The following is an 18,426-nucleotide window of genomic DNA, read 5'->3' on the forward strand; positions in this document are numbered from 1 at the left end:
ATTATCCTTTAATTCTTTTTTTTCTGTTTTGTTCGTAATCTTCAAAAATCATTTCTCCTAATCCTTGTAGTCCTGTGTAAAAAGCTTTTCCTTGATTGGCTTGTGTAAAGGCTCTTACAAACTGCATTAAATAAGGATCTTGTGCAATCATAAAGGTGGTGATGGGAATGTGTAACTTACGTGCCTGACTCGCTTTGTCGTAACATTTACGAACAATGTGTTGATCTAATCCGTTACTGTTTTTATAATATCTTCCATCAGGCAAACGCAAACAACTTGGTTTCCCATCGGTAATCATAAAAATTTGCTTGTTGGTGTTTTTCTTTCGTCTTAGTAAATCCATGGCCAATTCTAACCCCGCCACGGTATTGGTATGATATGGCCCAACTTGTAAATAAGGTAGGTCTTGAATGGAAATTCGCCAAGAATCGTTTCCAAACACAATAATATCTAAAGTATCTTTTGGGTAACGAGTAGTAATCAATTCTGCCAAAGCCATGGCTACTTTTTTGGCAGGGGTAATTCTGTCTTCTCCATACAAAATCATACTGTGGCTAATGTCAATCATTAACACCGTACTCATTTGCGATTTGTGATTGGTTTCATTCACCACCAAATCGTCTTCGGTTAATTGAAAACCATTGCTAATTCCGTTGTTAATTTGAGCATTTTTAATGCTTTCTGTCATAGACACATTGTCTAATCCATCACCAAATTGATATGCTCTGGTTTCTCCCGTAGCTTCATCGCCAGTCCCTAATTTTTTAGTACTGTGATTTCCAGATCCAGATTTTTTAAGTTTTCCAAAAATTTGATTCAAAGCCCTTTGTCGAATGGCTCTTTCTGTTTTGGCTGTGATTCCTGTTCCAGAATTCCCATCAGGTTTGGTGCGTTCTTGTATGAATCCTTTTTCGAATAAATCGCGTTTAAAATCCTCTAAAGTATATTCAGGAGTGGTAATTTGATAAGTTTTGTCTAATTGTGCTAACCAATCAAAAGCTTCATCAACATCGCCTGAAGTATGGGTAATCAGTTCTTTAAAAATATCTAAAAGCTTGTCGAAAATACTCAGTTCTGGAGCTTCATATTTTTTAAAAACAAAACCGGTATAAGTACTATCTCTATTGTTCATGGGTTTAATTTTAAATGATGCATAAAGCTGCTACTAAATTTAGGTAATTTAATAGTTTAAGGGTTTAGTCGTAACAAGATGTGCTTAATTAAGAATTGTTATAAAAAATTATAAATTTGTAAAAATCTTATCCGCTACTTGTTTGCTTACCAATACATTTTTAGGGCCAAAAGCTCCGTTTAATCTATCAAAAGAAAGTAAAACATTTCCTGTTTTTTGGTAATTGTTCCAAGCCATGGTGAACTTAGGCGTTTTATCATCAAACTTTGGAAAATAAGCCCACTGCTTTACCAAATGCTCTTGTTGATCTACATAAATCAAATATTTGTTTTCAGGAGTAACTCCCACATTTTCAAAAGTCATTTGTAATACATCAGTTGTATGTCCATCAGGAAGTTTATCAGTACCAATATGTTTTAAATGTACTCCCGGATCTAATAATTTCCATGGCATGGTTAACCAATAAGAATCATTAATCCACCATTTTTTTCCTTGTTGCAATAACTTTTGAGTTTCTTCAGTATTCTCAACTAAAACTCCATTTTTAAAAGCTTTTCCTTTAAGTGTATTAATGTTTACCAAAACAACTAAATTCTGGTCGGGGTTTTCAACACGAACATTTCCAGTCCATTTATCCCAATACAAAGTTCTTTTTCCAAAATCCCATTGAATAAAATGAGTATTGTTCCAGTTTTTAACGCCTCCCATGGTTTTCATTACTTCTAAAGCTATTTCTTTGGCTTTTTCTGATGAGGTTTGAGCTTGAATACTTACTGTAAACAAGATAGCAAAGAGTAGGAGTGATTTTATTTTAATGGCTAATTTCATGTGGATTGATATTTAGGGTTAGGTTTTTATGAGGATAATAAACCACTGATTTCTTCAATCCAGTAGTTTGTTTTGGCTCCAATTTTACCAGTGCTATATGTTTTTTTAGTGTTGTTGATTAAATCATTTACAATAGATGCAATTAATGGGCCTTGTACATGTTCTGGATAATTAATGTCAAAAACTTGTTGACTTCCATTCGCCATTGTTAATACTACAGGATTGTCGTTAAAACAAGTCATTTTAATATTTCCTTTGGTTCCGTTGATGATTAATTCATCACGCTTGGTACTAATTCCATTATTAAAAGCCCAAAAGCAAGAACCTACTACATTGTTTTTAAACAAAATATTGGCAGCCACAACATCATTAGATTTACTGATTTTAGATTGATTAACAGCCAAACCTTGCACATGTTCTATATCCCCAATTAAAAATTCCAGAATATTAATTTGATGCGATCCTAAATCATAAAAATATCCATCACCTGCAATTTTAGGATCTACCCTCCAATTGTTTTTTACATAGTTTTCATCAACCACGTCTAAAGGTTTTGTTAGGTTGATTTGCACATTTAACAACGTTCCAATGGTTTCATTATCTATCAATTCTTTTGCTTTTAAGAAATTTGGCAAACAAGTTCTGTAGTAGGCAATATACAAAGGCAAATTCTTGTCTTTAAAAGCTTTGGTAATTTCCACACATTCTTGATGTGTAATAGCCATAGGCTTTTCTATATAACAAGCTTTTCCAGCCTCAGCAACTTGTAAAGCATAAGTTTTGTGGTACTTAGGAGGTGTAGCAATATAAACCGCATTAATATCAGGATGATTGATAATTTCTTCTGCATGGGTTGTCCACTCAGGAATTTGGTGTCTATGGGCGTAATCTTTTGCTTTTTCAGCATCTCTACGCATTACAGAAATTACAGTAGAGTTAGGTGTTTTATACATGGCAGGAGCACTTTTTACTTCACAAACATTACCTACACCAATAATTCCCCAGTTTACTTGTTTCATAAGGTTGATTTTATTTTATCTAAAAGTAAGGTATTCTATGTTATTAATGAAATAAGAAAATTGAAGAAAGTTTATTATTACTCAATTACATTTTGTTTATTTGCAATCCAATTTAGAGAGGTGTCTGAGTGGTCGAAAGAGCTACCCTGGAAAGGTAGTGTATGGGCAACTGTACCGAGGGTTCGAATCCCTTCCTCTCTGCAAAATAAAACCACCTTTTTCAATTAAAAAGGTGGTTTTATTATTTTAGATTTTAATGGTATCTTTTAAAATTAATTTATTTTTATATTAGAAAAATAAATGATTAACAGTAGAATAAAATTCACTAAAACAATGAATCAAAATAAGTCACAGTTTACAAGAGAAGAAAATAATAATAACGTTTGGTTATCAAAAAAGAATAATCAAGAGTTTAGTTTTACTGATTATGGAGTTACACCAATCGTACTTGAGAGTGAAGCTAAGGTTGGTCAAGCAATGTTAAATGAATTATATACTACTGCTGCGGCTAAAAAAGGAGATATTAATATTGCAATTCTAGGTGGTAGAGGGGCTCAAGAGTTACATTGTTTATTGGGAGAGTTAGCAAAATCAACAGAGCAGGATGAATTGTTAGCAAGATTAAATGTGTTTACTCAAGATGCACTTGCTCCAATGGGAATGAATAATAGTCTTAGTTTTGTTAGAGATTTTGAACGTATTTTAGGGGATGCTTTTTTTAAAAAAATAAAAAGCTTTACCCCAATGCAAACAGATACGCAAGATATTGAATCTGCCTTAGTAATATATTTAACAAAATTAGAAGAACTAGGTGGATTAGATATATTTTTTATAGGTCATGGACCAGAAGAAAATCAAGCTTCACATCTTGCTTATATCAAACCTTTTTCAGGAGCTAAAAAAGAACATGTTGCTGGAATTATTCCTATCTCTAGTAGTATATTAGAACATCATATAAGTAAATTTAAAGCAGGAGGTAGTTCTATAAGTGAAAGTGATGAAAATGAATGCAGATCTGCCAAATACATTTTAACATTAGGACCAGCAGCCATTTTACAGGCAAAAAAAGTGGTTCAATCTGTGGTTGATGCAGATTCTGCTCCAGCCAAGATAAAAACTTATGCAAACGTTCTTAACACTCAATTAAGCTCAGATATACATAAAGCAACAGAGCAATTGGATAACAATCCTGGATTATGGATAAGATTACATCCTAATACCAAATCTTTTGTTTTGCCTAATTTAGGTTTGTAGTCAGTTAACTAAGTTATTACAAACTACAGACGGATATATTAAATTTCAAAAAAAATAAATGAGCTTTATTGACGTAAAAACACCTTGGTTTTTTCGTTATTTTTGATTGTATGAAAAAATCACTTAAAAAGTTACAAAAGCAATTAGAGGGAAATCTACTAACAGATGAGTTACATAAAAACATTTATGCTACTGATGCTTCTGTTTATAGAAAAATTCCCTTAGGAGTTGCTTATCCAAAATCTAAAAGTGATTTAAAACGTATTATAGCTTATGCTAATAAGCATAAAACAACTTTAATTCCAAGAACGGCAGGAACTTCATTGGCAGGACAATGTGTAGGAGAAGGGTTGGTGGTAGATGTTTCTAAATATTTTACTCAAATATTAGATTATAACAAAGAGTCACAACAAATAACAGTTCAACCAGGAGTCATTCGTGATGATTTAAATCGTTATGTATTTGCTGATGGTTTGTTTTTTGGTCCAAATACTTCTACAGCCAACAGATGTATGATAGGAGGTATGGTTGGTAATAATAGTTCTGGAACTACTTCTATAAGATATGGGGTTACTAGAGATAAAGTTATTCGTTTACAAACGATTTTAAGTGATGGAAATGAAGTGGTTTTTGAAGCTATAGATGCTAGAACTTTCAAAAAAAAATCAACCTTACAAACTACCGAAGGAAAAATTTATAAAATGATTCTTGATGAATTTTCTAAAATAGAAGTTCGTCATGAAATTATTGAAGAATTTCCCAAACCTGACATCCACAGAAGAAACACAGGTTATGCTATTGATGAGTTGCTAAAATTTGAATTGTTCGGTGGAACTGAAAAAACAATCAACTTGGCTAAACTATTGTGTGGTAGTGAAGGAACATTGGCTTTTACTACAGAAATTACTTTACAGTTAGATAAGTTGCCACCATCTAAAAATGTAATGGTAGCTTCTCATTTTTATTCCGTTCAAGAATGTATGGAATCTGTAGTAGTTGCCATGAAACACAAGCTGTACAATTGTGAGTTGATGGATAAAATTATTTTAGATTGTACCAAATCTATCCGTTCTCAACAAGAAAATAGAAGCTTTTTACAAGGTGATCCTGCTGCTGTTTTAATGTTAGAAGTAGCTGCAAATACTATTGAAGAAGCTCAAAAACAAGCAGATGATTTAATTGCAGATTTAAATAATCATGGATTTGGGTATTCACATCCAAAAATTACAGGAGCAAAAATTAATGGAATTCACGATTTACGAAAAGCAGGTTTAGGAGCTTTAGGTAATTTAATTGGAGATAAAAAAGCTGTAGCTTGTATTGAAGATACAGCTGTGAGTTTACAAGATTTACCAAACTTTATTGCAGATTTTTCCAAAATGATGGAAGAGTTTAGTCAGCAAGCGGTTTATTATGCTCATGCAGGGGCAGGAGAAATTCATTTACGACCAATTTTAAATTTAAAAATAGAGCAAGACGTGGTTTTGTTTAGAAGCATTACCACCAGAGTAGCTCAATTGGTAAAACAATACAAAGGTTCTTTAAGTGGAGAACATGGTGATGGAATTGTGCGTGCAGAGTTTATTCCCATGATGATTGGCGAAAAAAATTACAAACTAATTAAATTGGTAAAAGAAACTTTTGACCCTCTCTATATTTTTAACAAAGGAAAAATAGTAGATCCTTTTCCGATGGACAAAGCTTTAAGATATGAGGTAAATAGAGTAGAACCAGAAATAAATACGTTGATGGATTTTTCTATCAATCAAGGTGTGTTACGATTGGCAGAGCAATGTAATGGTTCTGGAGATTGTAGAAAGTCAGTTGCAGCAGGTGGAACTATGTGTCCAAGTTATAGAGCTACTAAAAATGAAAAAGATACTACAAGAGCAAGAGCCAATGCGCTAAGAGAGGTATTAACAAATAACAAAGGTAAAAACAAATTTGATGACAAGAGTTTAAAAAACGTTTTTGATTTATGTATTAGCTGTAAAGCCTGTGCAAGCGAATGTCCTAGTAATGTAGATGTATCTGTTTTAAAAGCAGAGTTTTTATTTCAGTATCAAGAAGAAAATGGATATTCCTTTAGAAATAAGTTATTTGCTAAGGTAAATAACATCAACGAACAATTTGCTGTATTTAGTGGTCTTATTAATATGTTTAGCAACACGTTGTTGGCAAAGAAATTATTGGGAATTAGTACTCAAAGAAACTTACCAAGTTTACAAAGAATTACTTTGGTACAATGGATAGAAAATAACAGTGAAAGATTACAGCTTAAAGATCCTATTAAAACAGTTTATTTTTTTAACGATGAATTTACCAATTTTTATGATGTGCAAATAGGTATTGATGCTATTGAATTGTTGTATCAATTAAACTATCAATGTGTGTTTTTGGAGCATGAACAAAGTGGAAGAGCTTTATTATCTAAAGGTTTTTTAAAAGAAGCCAAAGAAGTAGCCAACGATAATGTTGAAATTTTTTCTCAAGTTGTTAATCATGAAAATTGTTTGGTAGGAGTAGAGCCTTCTGCTATTTTATCTTTTAGAGATGAATATTTAAGGTTGTGTAATGAGTTTGATTTGGCTAGTAAAACCGCTAAACATACTTTTACCATAGAGGAGTTTATTAGTAATGAAATAGCGCAGGGAAATATTATTTCTGATGTTTTTACAAAGGAAAACAAAGAAATAAAAATTCATGTTCATTGTCATCAAAAAGCATTGAGTACTACCAAAGCGACTTTTGATATGTTAAATATTGTTTCTAATTATAACGTTACAATTCTTAATACAGGTTGTTGTGGAATGGCGGGATCTTTTGGTTATGAACAAGAACATTATGAGGTAAGTATGCAAATAGGAGAAGATACATTGTTTCCTAAAGTGAGGAATATTTCAGAGGATACAATTATTGTGGCTTCGGGAACTAGTTGTAGACATCAAATTAAGGATGGAACACAAAGAGATAGTTTACATGCGGTTACAGTGTTAAAAAATGCTTTTATTCAATAAAACAACAGAAACTTTAATCATTTAAAGCCTCTGCTATTTTAGCATGTATTTTTTTTATTTCAAAAGGCTTTTTAAAATACTCTAATATCAACTTTGTATCTAAAGCTTCTCTAATAGGTTCAATAATTTCAAAGCCTGTAAGTATATAGAATTTTTTATCAGGATATTTCGCTTTGGCTTTTTTAATAAATTCTATTCCATCCATACCAGGCATTCTCATGTCGCTAATTACAATTAAAGTGTCTGTGTTTTTATCTAATACTTCTAAACCTTCAAATCCGTTTTTTGCAGTTATTACTGTGTAAAGTTCTTTAAAATTGATTTCAAAAAGTAACAAGTTAATTTCTTCATCATCTACATATAAAATCTTTTTTTTCATGGTTATAATTTTGTGTTTAAAGGTAATATAATAGTTGCTTTAGTTCCTTTGTTTATTTCGGAATTAAAATAGATTTGACCGTTGTGATCTTTAATTATATTATAAGCTATTGATAGTCCTAAACCAATGCCTTCTCCTGGATCTTTAGTTGTAAAAAACGGATCAATAATTTTAGGTAAATCTTTTTTATTAATACCACTTCCTGTATCTATGATATCAATAATTATAGAATCTTTATTTTTTTGTGTTACGATGGTAATTTTACCTTTAGCAGGTATTGATTGAATGGCATTGGAAATAATATTTATAAATGCCTGATGGAGTTTATTTGTTTTTCCTTTGATGGTTAATTTTTTAGAATCATATTTTTTATCAAACGTAATTGCTGCATTTTTTTGGTTGGTTAAAATAGCTACACAATTATCTATAATAGAATGCAGATTACATTTTTTATCTATAAGATTGGTGTCATTACTTAATTGATTTAAGCCCTCTACTATAGAAGATATTCTGTTAATGGCTATTTCTATGCTAGATAGTAATACAGAGGTTGTTGCTATATCGTTACTTTTATACTTGTTAAAATAGTTTGTTAGTGCATAGTGTACACCTGTAAGGTATTGTAACGGATTGTTAATTTCATGAGAAACTCCAGCTGTTAAGACTCCAAGTGATGCCATTTTTTCAGATTCTAATAAACGAGACTGGGTTTCTTTTAAATTTATCAAAGTAGTTTCTACTTCTTCTTTCTGAATTTGTAGTTCTTTGTTTACCGACTTTAGGTCTTTAGTACGTTTGTTTACAAGTTTTTCTAAATTTAATTTATTGTATTCAAGCTTTTTTTGATAGTCTTTAATTTCTGTAATATCAAGCATTACACCACCAATATTGTTTTTGTTTTTAGCGTTTTTAATCACAAACTTTAAATCTTTAAACCATCTTTTTTTTCCATTTATGTTAGTGGAAAAAACCAACTCTAAACTTTCTTTTTCTCCTAATAATATTTTTTGATCAGCATTTTTAAGAATTTCTATGGTTTCTTTATTAAATAGGTTTTCAATGTTATTGTAATCTATAACAGAGTCAATTGTTTTATTTTGATAAATATAATGGAATGATTTATCTTTTATATAGGCATATATAGGGGTGTTTTCCATAAAACTATTAAAACGATCGTTACTCTCCCTGAGCAATTTTTCAGCCTTTTTTCTTTTAGATTCTTCTCTTAGTACATTTCTAGCTTTTATAAGTGAATAAATGTAATAGGAAGTTACTGTTAAAAACAAAACAAAAATGATAAGTAGTTTATTTCTAAAACTTGAAAGTGCTAAATACACTTCACTTTCTTGATAAGAAATTAATATTGTCCAAAAAGTATTACCATGAGGTACACGGTAATATACCACGTACATTTCTTCGGTATTTTTTGTTAAATTTTTATAGTTTGTATGTATGCTTTTTCCTGTACCACTTTTGCTTTTTTTTATTTCATTAAGCATGTTTTTAGTGTGGTCATCATTATGTGTTGTTTTTAATATAGACTTCCCTTGATGCTCTTCTATAGGGCAATATATTTCTTTATCATTTTCAGTAATCAACCATGCTACTCCCTTTTTATTAGATTTTATATTGTCTAAAAAAAGTTCTCCCATTTTATCTATAGGTATCAAAACAGCAAGGCTACCTGTATATTGAGTATTGTTAAAAATAGGAACATGCATGGCAATGGCATAATACCCCTGAGCACTCATAAAAACATCGCTAATCACTGTTTTTTTTGATTGTAAAATTTCTTTAACATGTTCTTGATGAGAAATATCTTTTCCTATAACAGGATTATTTGTAGGATAAGAATATTCTATAATTCCTTTAGCATCAACTTTGGTAATGGCTTTAATTACATTTTTATGTGTATCATAAAAATGATTCAATGATTTTTTTTCTTTTTCAGAAAAATCAACAAAATCATTGTTTTTTACAATATATAGTAGGTTAGATTGGTAGTTGTCCCAAAAAGAATTTATTCCTTGTGAAGCTGTCTTGGCTAAAATTAATTGCTCTTTGTTAAATTCATCAATGGTGTTTTTTTTAACATCATTGTATAGCCAATAAAAACTAAAACAAAACAATCCCAAAATGAAGAATATAAATATATATCTCTTAAAAAAATTAACTGTTAAAAAGTTAATAAATGGGATTTTCATTAAAAAATATGATTATGATATGTTATAAATTTAGTAAAAACAGTTTTATTACTGTTAAAGCACGTAAATAAAATTTAAGCTACATTAAAACGGGCTGTTTTTATATTTATAAAAATCATTATAAAGTTCTAATTACAATTAAACTAGAATTTTCATAAAATTTAAACCATTGCTTTTAATTGGTCAACAACATAATCAATATCTTCTTTGGTGGTTAGTTTTGAAAAAGAAAAACGAACTGAAGTATTTTGTTGCTCAATATCATTTAAAAAACTTTGAAGTACATGAGAACCTTTATTACTTCCGCTTTGACAAGCAGAACCTCCTGAAACAGCAATTCCTTTCATATCTAACTGAAACAATAACATAGGCAAGTCTTTATCAAATTGAACATTGATAACCGTGTAAGTACTTAAACTCAAATCAGCAGAAACACCATTAAATTTAACTGTTGGAATTTTAGAAGTAATTTTAGTAATAAAATAATGTTTTAAATCTTTTAAGTATGCAACATCCTTTTTTAAGTTATTGAGTATTGTGTATAATGCTTTTTCCATTCCCACAATGGCAGCAGTGTTTTCAGTCCCAGCCCTAGAACCACGTTCCTGTTCTCCTCCTAAAATTTCGGGATGTATACCTGTTCCTTTTCTAAAAAAAGCAAAACCAATTCCTTTAGGGCCATGAAATTTATGAGCTGCAGCTGTTATAAAATCAATATCAAATTCGGTTAAGTTAATATTAAAATGTCCTACAGATTGTACGGTATCACTGTGAAACAAAGCGTTGTATTGCTGTTTTAAAGCAATTACTTTTTTTAAATTTAAAATAGTTCCAATTTCATTGTTAACATGCATTAAAGAAACTAATGTTTTTTGAGAACTGTTTTGCAGTAAAATTTCTAAGTGATTATAATCTATTGTTCCGTTACTTAAAGTGTTAATATAGGAAACTTTAACCCCTTTACTAGCTAAAAAATCAACTGTATGTAAAACAGCGTGGTGTTCTAGTTCTGAAGTTATAATATGTTCTACTCCTAAATGATGTACTGCATTTTTTAAAATAAAATTATCGGCCTCTGTTCCTCCAGAAGTAAATACCAATTCTGATGTTGTACAGCCTAAATATTTAGCTATGTTTTTACGAGCATTTTCTATAACCGCTTTGGCACTACGACCAAAAGTATGGGTAGATGATGGGTTTCCAAAAGTACTGTTCATCGTTGCTACCATAGCGGTAATCACCTCTGGTAGCATTGGTGTGGTGGCTGCGTTGTCTAAATATACTCGTTTCATGTAGGCAAAAGTAATCATTTTATAAATCAATAAAACTTTTATTAATGTTTTAGAATTTATAGTTTTTAACCAATTTGTCAGTCTTAGCGCTGTGGCATTAAAATTGACAAACTTTATAAGAACTATTAATAGATGCTTGATTTTCTGTACCTTTGCAGACCCAATTAAGTATACAAACACTTACATAGTGTCACAATGACATTTTTATAATATGAGTAGACAAAAAAACATAAAAATAGATACCTTGTCGTTTCACGATATGATTGATGAAGATTCAGATTTAATTCCTTTATTAACTCCTGAAGACGAAGCTGAAATGAGTAAGGAATTGGTTCCTGATACATTACCTATATTACCATTAAGAAATACAGTGTTATTTCCAGGTGTAGTAATTCCAATTACGGCAACTAGAGATAAGGCTATTGAGTTAATTAAAGAGGTAAACAAAGGAGACAAAATTTTAGGAATTGTAGCTCAAAAAGATCCAGCGAGTAAAAATCCTACTTTTGATGATATTTATCACACAGGAGTGGTGGCACAAATTTTACGTGTGTTAAAAATGCCCGATGGAAATACAACCGTTATTATTCAAGGAAAAAAACGAATTCGTTTAGATGCTGTAGTGCAAAATGAGCCTTTTATAAAAGCTGCTACTACAGAAATTATTGATGATAGTTTTGTGCAAAACACCGAAGAATTTAAAGAGATTATTCAAACAGTTAAAGACACTGCTTTAAATGTTATTGAAGAAAATCCTAACATTCCATCAGAAGGTACATTTGCTATTAAAAACATTCAAAGCAACTCATTTTTAATCAATTTTATTTCTTCTAATATTGATTTGTCTGTAGAAGAAAAACAAGAGTTGTTAGAAATCAACAGTTTACAAGACAGAGCTATTGCAACTTTAAAAAAGCTAAATACAGAATTACAACGTTTAGAGCTGCGTAATGACATTCAAAACAAAACTCGAGTTGATTTAGATCAGCAACAAAAAGAATACTATTTACATCAACAATTAAAAACCATTCAAGAAGAATTGGGAGGGAACTCTCACGAAACTGAAATAGTTGAGTTGAGTAAAAAAGGGAAAAAGAAAAAATGGTCTAAGGCAATAAAAGAAACTTTTGAAAAAGAGGTGCTTAGAATGAAACGTTTAAACCCTCAAATGCCAGAATATTCTATACAGCGCAACTATTTAGAGTTGATGTTAGAGTTGCCTTGGGATACTTATACCAAAGACAAATTTAATTTAAAAGAAGCAGAAGCTACTTTAGATAAAGACCATTTTGGATTAGAAAAAGTAAAAGATAGAATTATAGAACACCTAGCGGTGTTAAAACTTAAAGGAGATATGAAGTCTCCAATCATTTGTTTATATGGACCTCCTGGTGTAGGAAAAACTTCTTTAGGAAAATCTATAGCAGAAGCTTTAGGTAGAAAATATGTAAGAATGGCTTTAGGTGGTTTGCGTGATGAATCTGAAATTAGAGGACACCGTAAAACTTATATTGGAGCCATGCCAGGTAGGTTAATTCAGAACTTAAAAAAGGCGGGAACAAGTAACCCAGTTTTTGTATTAGATGAAATTGATAAAATGGCATCGGGAATGCAAGGAGATCCATCATCTGCTATGTTAGAAGTTTTAGACCCTGAACAAAACTCTGCATTCTACGATAATTTCTTAGAGGTTGGTTACGACTTATCTAAAGTAATGTTTATTGCCACCGCCAATAGTATTGGTGATATTCCGTGGGCATTAAGAGATCGTATGGAAATGATTAATGTTTCTGGTTATACCATTGAAGAAAAAATGGAAATTGCCAAAAGACATTTGTTACCAAAACAACTAAAAGAACACGGATTAAAGACAGGACATTTAAAAATTGGAAAAGCACAGTTAGAGTTTGTGGTTACGGGTTATACTCGTGAATCTGGAGTACGTAACTTAGAAAAAGTAATAGCTAAATTGGTGCGATATGCAGCAAAATCTATTGCAATGGAAGAAGAATACCAAGTAACCTTAACCAACGAAAATATAGAAACCATTTTAGGACCTGCCAGAATGGAACGTGATAAATATGAAAACAACGATGTTGCTGGAGTTGTTACAGGATTGGCTTGGACAAGTGTTGGGGGGGATATTTTGTTTATAGAATCTATTTTATCTAAAGGAAAAGGACTGTCTATTACAGGGAATTTAGGAACGGTAATGAAAGAATCTGCTACCATTGCTTTAGAATATATTAAAGCAAATGCAGAGAATTTAGGAATTAAACAAAAGGTGTTAGATGAATATAAAGTACATATTCATGTGCCAGAAGGGGCAACACCTAAAGATGGTCCAAGTGCTGGAATTACCATGTTAACTTCTTTGGTTTCTAGTTTTACTCAACGCAAAGTAAAGTCTAAAGTAGCCATGACAGGAGAAATTACCCTAAGAGGTAAAGTACTGCCTGTTGGAGGTATTAAAGAAAAGATTTTGGCAGCTAAGAGAGCAAACATTAAAGAAATTATTTTGTGCGAAGCCAACAAAAAAGACATTGAAGAAATTAAAGAGTCTTACGTTAAAGGATTAAAATTTCATTACGTGTCTGAAATGAAAGAAGTGATAGAAATAGCTTTGACCAAACAAAAAGTTCAGAACGCTAAAAAATTATAAAACAAAAGGGACTGTCTGAAAAGTAAAAATTTCGTTAAACTGAATTCTGTTTCTCATAACTACTGTTTAACAGCATGTTGTGGTTCTGAACTAAATTTAGAAGGACGTTTTCTCATACTTTTCAGACAAGCTCTTTTAGTTAAAACTTTATAAGTTTTGTTTTAATAATATAGGTTGATTAAAATGTCTTACAATTTGATCAATATAAGATTTAATTCTAGCATACTCATTAGCAACATAAATAGATTTTTTAAACTTATAATTTCCAGTGGCACTTAATGTTTTGCCATTTATTTGGTAATCAATATTAATATCTACCAAATCATTACTTATGTGATAAGATTCTGGTAAAGATGAAAAGTTATAATTATTAGGAAGCGTTACTAACGATTGAAATTGATTGTCTCTTAAGTATTCAAAATCTACAGGATAACTTCTTGTTTTTTGCGTTAAATGATTTGTGGATAAAGGAAGTTTTAAAAACGGTTTAATCATTAAATCATCTCCCAATATTTCTGGAGTATGAGTAGCTACAAAATTCATTGAATACGGTTTCGTTTTATTTTTGTAGTTATAAGTCTCAACATTATTTATCTCTCCAATTTTATCAGTATAATATTCTTTAATTTTTAAAGTGTCATTTTTAAATCCGTTTCTATTGGTAAAAGATTCATAAAAGGTGCTTTGTACTGAAACTCTAGATTTAAAATTTAAAGTTTTAGGATCTAGAACCAAATGAATTGTTTTCTTTTCTATAGAAGGTATATTACTCCTTAAACCAATCCAAGATGGATCTTCTTGTTCATTAACTAACAATCCTTTTTCATTTATACATTTAACAGGCAACATGTTATAGGGTAATAATGTTTCTGTAGCATCTGTTAAAAATGGATTTTCAGTATATACCAAAGCAATTACATAATTACTTGAATGATCAAAAGGGTAAGAAATAGGAATTTTACCATGACTTCTAGTACTTAAAATAATTGGTTCAGCTTTTATACCTGCTTGATTTAACATAGCAATTAAAAACAAATTAATATCAGCAGAATTTCCTTCTTTAGTGGCTACAAAATCTTTAACAGATTGTGTGGTATATTTAGAATCACGATTGTTCCATATATAGTTATTCTTAACGTATTCTATAATTGTTTTAGCTTTTTCATTTTTGTTAAGCGTTGAAATATTTAACTTTTCTTCAAGAATATCCTCTACATATTTTTTGCTTTTTTTGATGTATTTCCCAAATTTATCATGCTTTAATAGAGATTTGTTCAAAGCAGGCCAAGTAGAAATTATTTCACGATCTCCACCGGTTGGATAATGAATTTTTGACAATTGAAAATTCATTTTAATAATATAATCATTTACAGAAGTAATATAAGATTCATCTTTAAATGCAGGAAGGTCTTTTAAAATATAAGTATGTATATATTCTTTGTAACTCCCATTATTACCAAAGCTTCTTGTAAAGGAAGAAACCTCAGAGTTTTGATAGTCAAACTTACTAATTCCTTGAGCATACATTACGTATTCATAAAAAGGAATCATGTTTGCTTTGTACTCACTATATACAGTAGGAATTTTATTTTGAAAGTTCCAATCGGGTAAATTAAAATGAAAAGGACTTTCCAACTCATATTTATATTCAATTACAGAACCATCTTGCACATTTGGAAATACAAATTTTTTCTGATGCCATCTTTCATTAATTTGTTCATCATAAATATTATCAGGATCTAGTTTTGTTTCTGTATAGTTGTTATTGTTGTCTAGAGTATAAGTAATAGCTTTAATATGTTTTACCATTTCTGTTTTTCCATAGCCATCAACATAATAAGGGATTGTAATTTCAATTTGATCGGTAACTGTTTTATCAAAAATTTTAACTCTTTTATGTCTTAAAAACTGAATATTATAATCTCTATCACTATCATAAAACTTTGAGTTTCCTATATCAAAAAGAACTATAGCTTTGGCCACTGTATCTTTTTCATACTTTTTCATTTTAATATCTTCTCTAGATACTTTTCCAAATTCAACTTCTAATTTTTGTGCTGATAATAACGAAGAAATAAGCAATCCAAAAATAAAAGGATACTTTTTAATGGTTTTCATATAATATGTTTTGCAATTTTTTGGTAAACATAATCATTATTTAATTTTTATAAAACCCTACTATTTACGATTACTGAATTATAATAATTGTTTTTAGCTATGGTAAAATAAAAACTATCAATGTTGTTTATAATAAAATAAGTAATGTATTGATGTTATTTGCATTTGTGTTTTTAATCAAAACTTATAACATTATGAAAAAAATCTTTAAACCAACATGCTTAATGATGTTAAGTGTAATGCTATTTGCTTGTCATCAAAAAAGCGAAGAAGCAAAAAAAGTTGATGCCAGTTCAGGTGCAACTAAAACAAGTAAATCTAATGCAGTAGCTACTAGTAATAGTGATTGGTGGCCAAATCAATTAAATTTAAGTATACTCCGTCAAAACTCAACTTTATCCAATCCAATGGAAAATGACTTTAATTATGTTAAAGCTTTTAATAGTTTGGATTATGATGCTCTTAAAAATGATATTAGAAAAGTGTTAACAACCTCTCAGGATTGGTGGCCGGCAGATTTTGGTCATTATGGAGGTTTGTTTATTAGAATGGCATGGCATAGTGCTGGAACTTATAGAACAGGCGATGGTAGAGGAGGTTCTCGCTCTGGGCAACAACGTTTTGCTCCATTAAATAGTTGGCCAGATAATGCCAATTTAGATAAAGCCAGAAGATTAATATGGCCTATTAAACAAAAATATGGTAATAAAATATCTTGGGCAGATTTAATAGTACTTACAGGAAATGTTGCCTTAGAAGATATGGGGTTTAAAACATATGGATTTGCAGGTGGTAGAGAAGATGTTTGGGAACCTGAAATAGATGTGTATTGGGGTGCTGAAAAAGAATGGCTAGAAGATGATAAACGTTATTCTGGTGACAGAGAGTTAGAAAGTCCATTGGCGGCCGTGCAAATGGGATTGATTTACGTGAATCCTGAAGGACCTAATGGCGTGCCAGATCCATTACTTGCAGCAAAAGATATTCGTGCAACATTTGGAAGAATGGGAATGAATGATGAAGAAACTGTGGCATTAATTGCAGGTGGTCATACTTTAGGAAAATCACATGGAGCTGGTTCAGCCTCTCATGTAGGAAAAGATCCAGAATCTGCCGATATTGAAGAGCAAGGTTTTGGTTGGAAAAGTGACTACAAATCTGGTAAAGGAACTGATGCGATTACTTCTGGTTTAGAGGTAACATGGACTGCAACTCCAACAAAATGGAGTCATTTATTCTTTTTTAGTTTATTTGAAAATGAGTGGGAATTAACTAAAAGTCCTGCAGGTGCTCATCAATGGGTAGCAAAAGGTGAAATTAAAATGATGGTGCCAGATGCTTTTGATGAAAATAAAAGACACAAACCAAGTATGTTTACAACCGACTTATCCTTAAGAATGGATCCTGGTTTTGAGAAAATATCAAGAGGATTTTATGAAAATCCAGAAACTTTTAACAAAGCTTTTGCCAAAGCCTGGTTTAAATTAACCCATAGAGATATGGGGCCAAAAACTACATATTTGGGACCAGAAGCCCCTACAGAAGATCTTATTTGGCAAGACCCAATTCCTGAGGTTAACCATAAATTAATCAATGCAAATGATATAGCTGTTTTAAAAAGAAATATTTTAAATTCAGGTTTATCTATCAGTGAAATGGTTAGTACTGCATGGGCATCTGCATCTACCTACCGTGGTTCCGATAGAAGAGGAGGTGCAAATGGAGCAAGAATTAGATTGGCTCCACAAAAAGATTGGGAAGTTAACAATCCTAAACAATTGGCTAAAGTTTTAAAAGTTTATGAAAAAATTCAAAATGATTTTAATGCAAAATCTACTACTAAAAAAGTATCTATGGCTGATTTAATTGTATTGGCTGGAAGTGCATCAGTAGAAAAAGCAGCAGCCAATGCAGGATATAAAGTGAAAATACCTTTTGCACCAGGAAGAATGGATGCTACACAAGAACAAACAGATGTTGCTTCTTTTAATTTATTAGAACCAATGGCAGATGGGTTTAGAAATTATTTAAAAACAAAATATACTATTTCTACCGAAGAGTTGTTGATTGATAAAGCTCAACTATTGACTTTAACAGCTCCAGAAATGACAGTTTTAATAGGAGGTATGCGTTCTTTAAATACAAATTATGATGGCTCTAAACACGGTGTTTTTTCTAACACTAAAGATCAATTAAACAATGATTTCTTTGTTAACTTGTTAGATATGAGTACTAAGTGGAAAGCTATTTCTAAGAGTAAGGAAAAATTTGAAGGAATTGATAGAGAAACTGAAAAAACAAAATATACTGCTACAAGGGCTGATTTAATTTTTGGGTCAAACTCTGAATTAAGAGCGTTGGCTGAAGTATATGCTAGTAATGATGCTAAAGAAAAATTTGTAAATGATTTTGTAAAAGCATGGGATAAAGTAATGAAATTAGATAGGTTTGATTTGATTTATAAATAAAATAGCAACATAACTTATATAAAAAGGTCAGAACCAAACTTATTGATTCTGAC

Annotated in this window: 11 protein-coding genes and 1 tRNA gene; 5 read left to right on the forward strand and 7 right to left on the reverse strand. The window is 30.8% G+C overall.

The window, feature by feature from the left end; genetic code table 11:
- Window position 1: 1 nt before the first annotated feature.
- From ACXGQT_RS02230 to ACXGQT_RS02240, 3 genes are all read right to left on the reverse strand, one after another.
- Window positions 2–1,132: a vWA domain-containing protein gene (locus ACXGQT_RS02230; RefSeq protein ID WP_457829771.1), complete on the reverse strand. Its 1,131-nt coding sequence runs from the start codon at window positions 1,130–1,132 to the stop codon at window positions 2–4.
- Window positions 1,133–1,240: 108 nt separating this feature from the next.
- On the reverse strand, window positions 1,241–1,960 hold the full coding sequence (locus tag ACXGQT_RS02235) for a hypothetical protein (protein WP_457829772.1): 720 nt from the start codon (window positions 1,958–1,960) through the stop codon (window positions 1,241–1,243).
- 26 nt (window positions 1,961–1,986) lie between these two features.
- Complete coding sequence (locus ACXGQT_RS02240) at window positions 1,987–2,979, reverse strand: Gfo/Idh/MocA family protein (protein ID WP_457829773.1); 993 nt, start codon at window positions 2,977–2,979, stop codon at window positions 1,987–1,989.
- A gap of 114 nt (window positions 2,980–3,093) precedes the next feature.
- Here ACXGQT_RS02240 and ACXGQT_RS02245 point away from each other — a divergent pair.
- The 3 genes from ACXGQT_RS02245 (at window position 3,094) to ACXGQT_RS02255 (ending at window position 7,250) form a co-directional block, all read left to right on the forward strand.
- Window positions 3,094–3,180, forward strand: a tRNA-Ser gene (locus ACXGQT_RS02245).
- Between the two features lie 132 nt (window positions 3,181–3,312).
- On the forward strand, window positions 3,313–4,233 hold the full coding sequence (locus tag ACXGQT_RS02250; RefSeq protein WP_457829774.1) for a hypothetical protein: 921 nt from the start codon (window positions 3,313–3,315) through the stop codon (window positions 4,231–4,233).
- Between the two features lie 110 nt (window positions 4,234–4,343).
- The gene (locus ACXGQT_RS02255; RefSeq protein ID WP_457829775.1) at window positions 4,344–7,250 is read left to right on the forward strand and encodes an FAD-binding and (Fe-S)-binding domain-containing protein; all 2,907 of its coding nucleotides are present in this window, start codon (window positions 4,344–4,346) and stop codon (window positions 7,248–7,250) included.
- 13 nt (window positions 7,251–7,263) lie between these two features.
- Here the strand turns inward: ACXGQT_RS02255 and ACXGQT_RS02260 are convergent, their stop codons facing one another.
- The 3 genes from ACXGQT_RS02260 to ACXGQT_RS02270 form a co-directional block, all read right to left on the reverse strand.
- Window positions 7,264–7,629, reverse strand: coding sequence for a response regulator (locus ACXGQT_RS02260; protein ID WP_457829776.1), 366 nt, complete (start codon window positions 7,627–7,629; stop codon window positions 7,264–7,266).
- Between the two features lie 2 nt (window positions 7,630–7,631).
- A complete protein-coding gene (locus ACXGQT_RS02265; RefSeq protein WP_457829777.1) occupies window positions 7,632–9,833 on the reverse strand; it encodes an ATP-binding protein in 2,202 nt (733 codons plus the stop codon).
- A 161-nt stretch (window positions 9,834–9,994) separates the two neighbouring features.
- Window positions 9,995–11,125: a cysteine desulfurase family protein gene (locus ACXGQT_RS02270; RefSeq protein WP_457829778.1), complete on the reverse strand. Its 1,131-nt coding sequence runs from the start codon at window positions 11,123–11,125 to the stop codon at window positions 9,995–9,997.
- A gap of 211 nt (window positions 11,126–11,336) precedes the next feature.
- Here ACXGQT_RS02270 and lon point away from each other — a divergent pair, with 211 nt between their 5' ends.
- The gene (gene lon, locus ACXGQT_RS02275) at window positions 11,337–13,787 is read left to right on the forward strand and encodes an endopeptidase La (RefSeq protein ID WP_457829779.1); all 2,451 of its coding nucleotides are present in this window, start codon (window positions 11,337–11,339) and stop codon (window positions 13,785–13,787) included.
- Window positions 13,788–13,934: 147 nt separating this feature from the next.
- Here the strand turns inward: lon and ACXGQT_RS02280 are convergent, their stop codons facing one another.
- Complete coding sequence (locus ACXGQT_RS02280; RefSeq protein WP_457829780.1) at window positions 13,935–15,905, reverse strand: transglutaminase domain-containing protein; 1,971 nt, start codon at window positions 15,903–15,905, stop codon at window positions 13,935–13,937.
- Window positions 15,906–16,099: 194 nt separating this feature from the next.
- Between ACXGQT_RS02280 and katG the strand changes: the two genes are divergently transcribed.
- On the forward strand, window positions 16,100–18,373 hold the full coding sequence (katG, locus tag ACXGQT_RS02285) for a catalase/peroxidase HPI (RefSeq protein ID WP_457829781.1): 2,274 nt from the start codon (window positions 16,100–16,102) through the stop codon (window positions 18,371–18,373).
- Window positions 18,374–18,426 lie beyond the last annotated feature (53 nt).

The sequence above is a fragment of the Wenyingzhuangia sp. IMCC45467 genome, assembly GCF_054111205.1.

Bases quoted from the DNA above. Each gene is read 5' to 3' on its own strand.
- ACXGQT_RS02280 (WP_457829780.1), bottom strand. From the start codon at position 15,905: ATGAAAACCATTAAAAAGTATCCTTTTATTTTTGGATTGCTTATTTCT.
- ACXGQT_RS02230 (WP_457829771.1), bottom strand. From the start codon at position 1,132: ATGAACAATAGAGATAGTACTTATACCGGTTTTGTTTTTAAAAAATAT.
- ACXGQT_RS02240 (WP_457829773.1), bottom strand. From the start codon at position 2,979: ATGAAACAAGTAAACTGGGGAATTATTGGTGTAGGTAATGTTTGTGAA.
- lon (WP_457829779.1), top strand. From the start codon at position 11,337: ATGAGTAGACAAAAAAACATAAAAATAGATACCTTGTCGTTTCACGAT.
- ACXGQT_RS02270 (WP_457829778.1), bottom strand. From the start codon at position 11,125: ATGAAACGAGTATATTTAGACAACGCAGCCACCACACCAATGCTACCA.
- ACXGQT_RS02255 (WP_457829775.1), top strand. From the start codon at position 4,344: ATGAAAAAATCACTTAAAAAGTTACAAAAGCAATTAGAGGGAAATCTA.
- ACXGQT_RS02260 (WP_457829776.1), bottom strand. From the start codon at position 7,629: ATGAAAAAAAAGATTTTATATGTAGATGATGAAGAAATTAACTTGTTA.
- ACXGQT_RS02265 (WP_457829777.1), bottom strand. From the start codon at position 9,833: ATGAAAATCCCATTTATTAACTTTTTAACAGTTAATTTTTTTAAGAGA.
- ACXGQT_RS02250 (WP_457829774.1), top strand. From the start codon at position 3,313: ATGAATCAAAATAAGTCACAGTTTACAAGAGAAGAAAATAATAATAAC.
- ACXGQT_RS02235 (WP_457829772.1), bottom strand. From the start codon at position 1,960: ATGAAATTAGCCATTAAAATAAAATCACTCCTACTCTTTGCTATCTTG.
- katG (WP_457829781.1), top strand. From the start codon at position 16,100: ATGAAAAAAATCTTTAAACCAACATGCTTAATGATGTTAAGTGTAATG.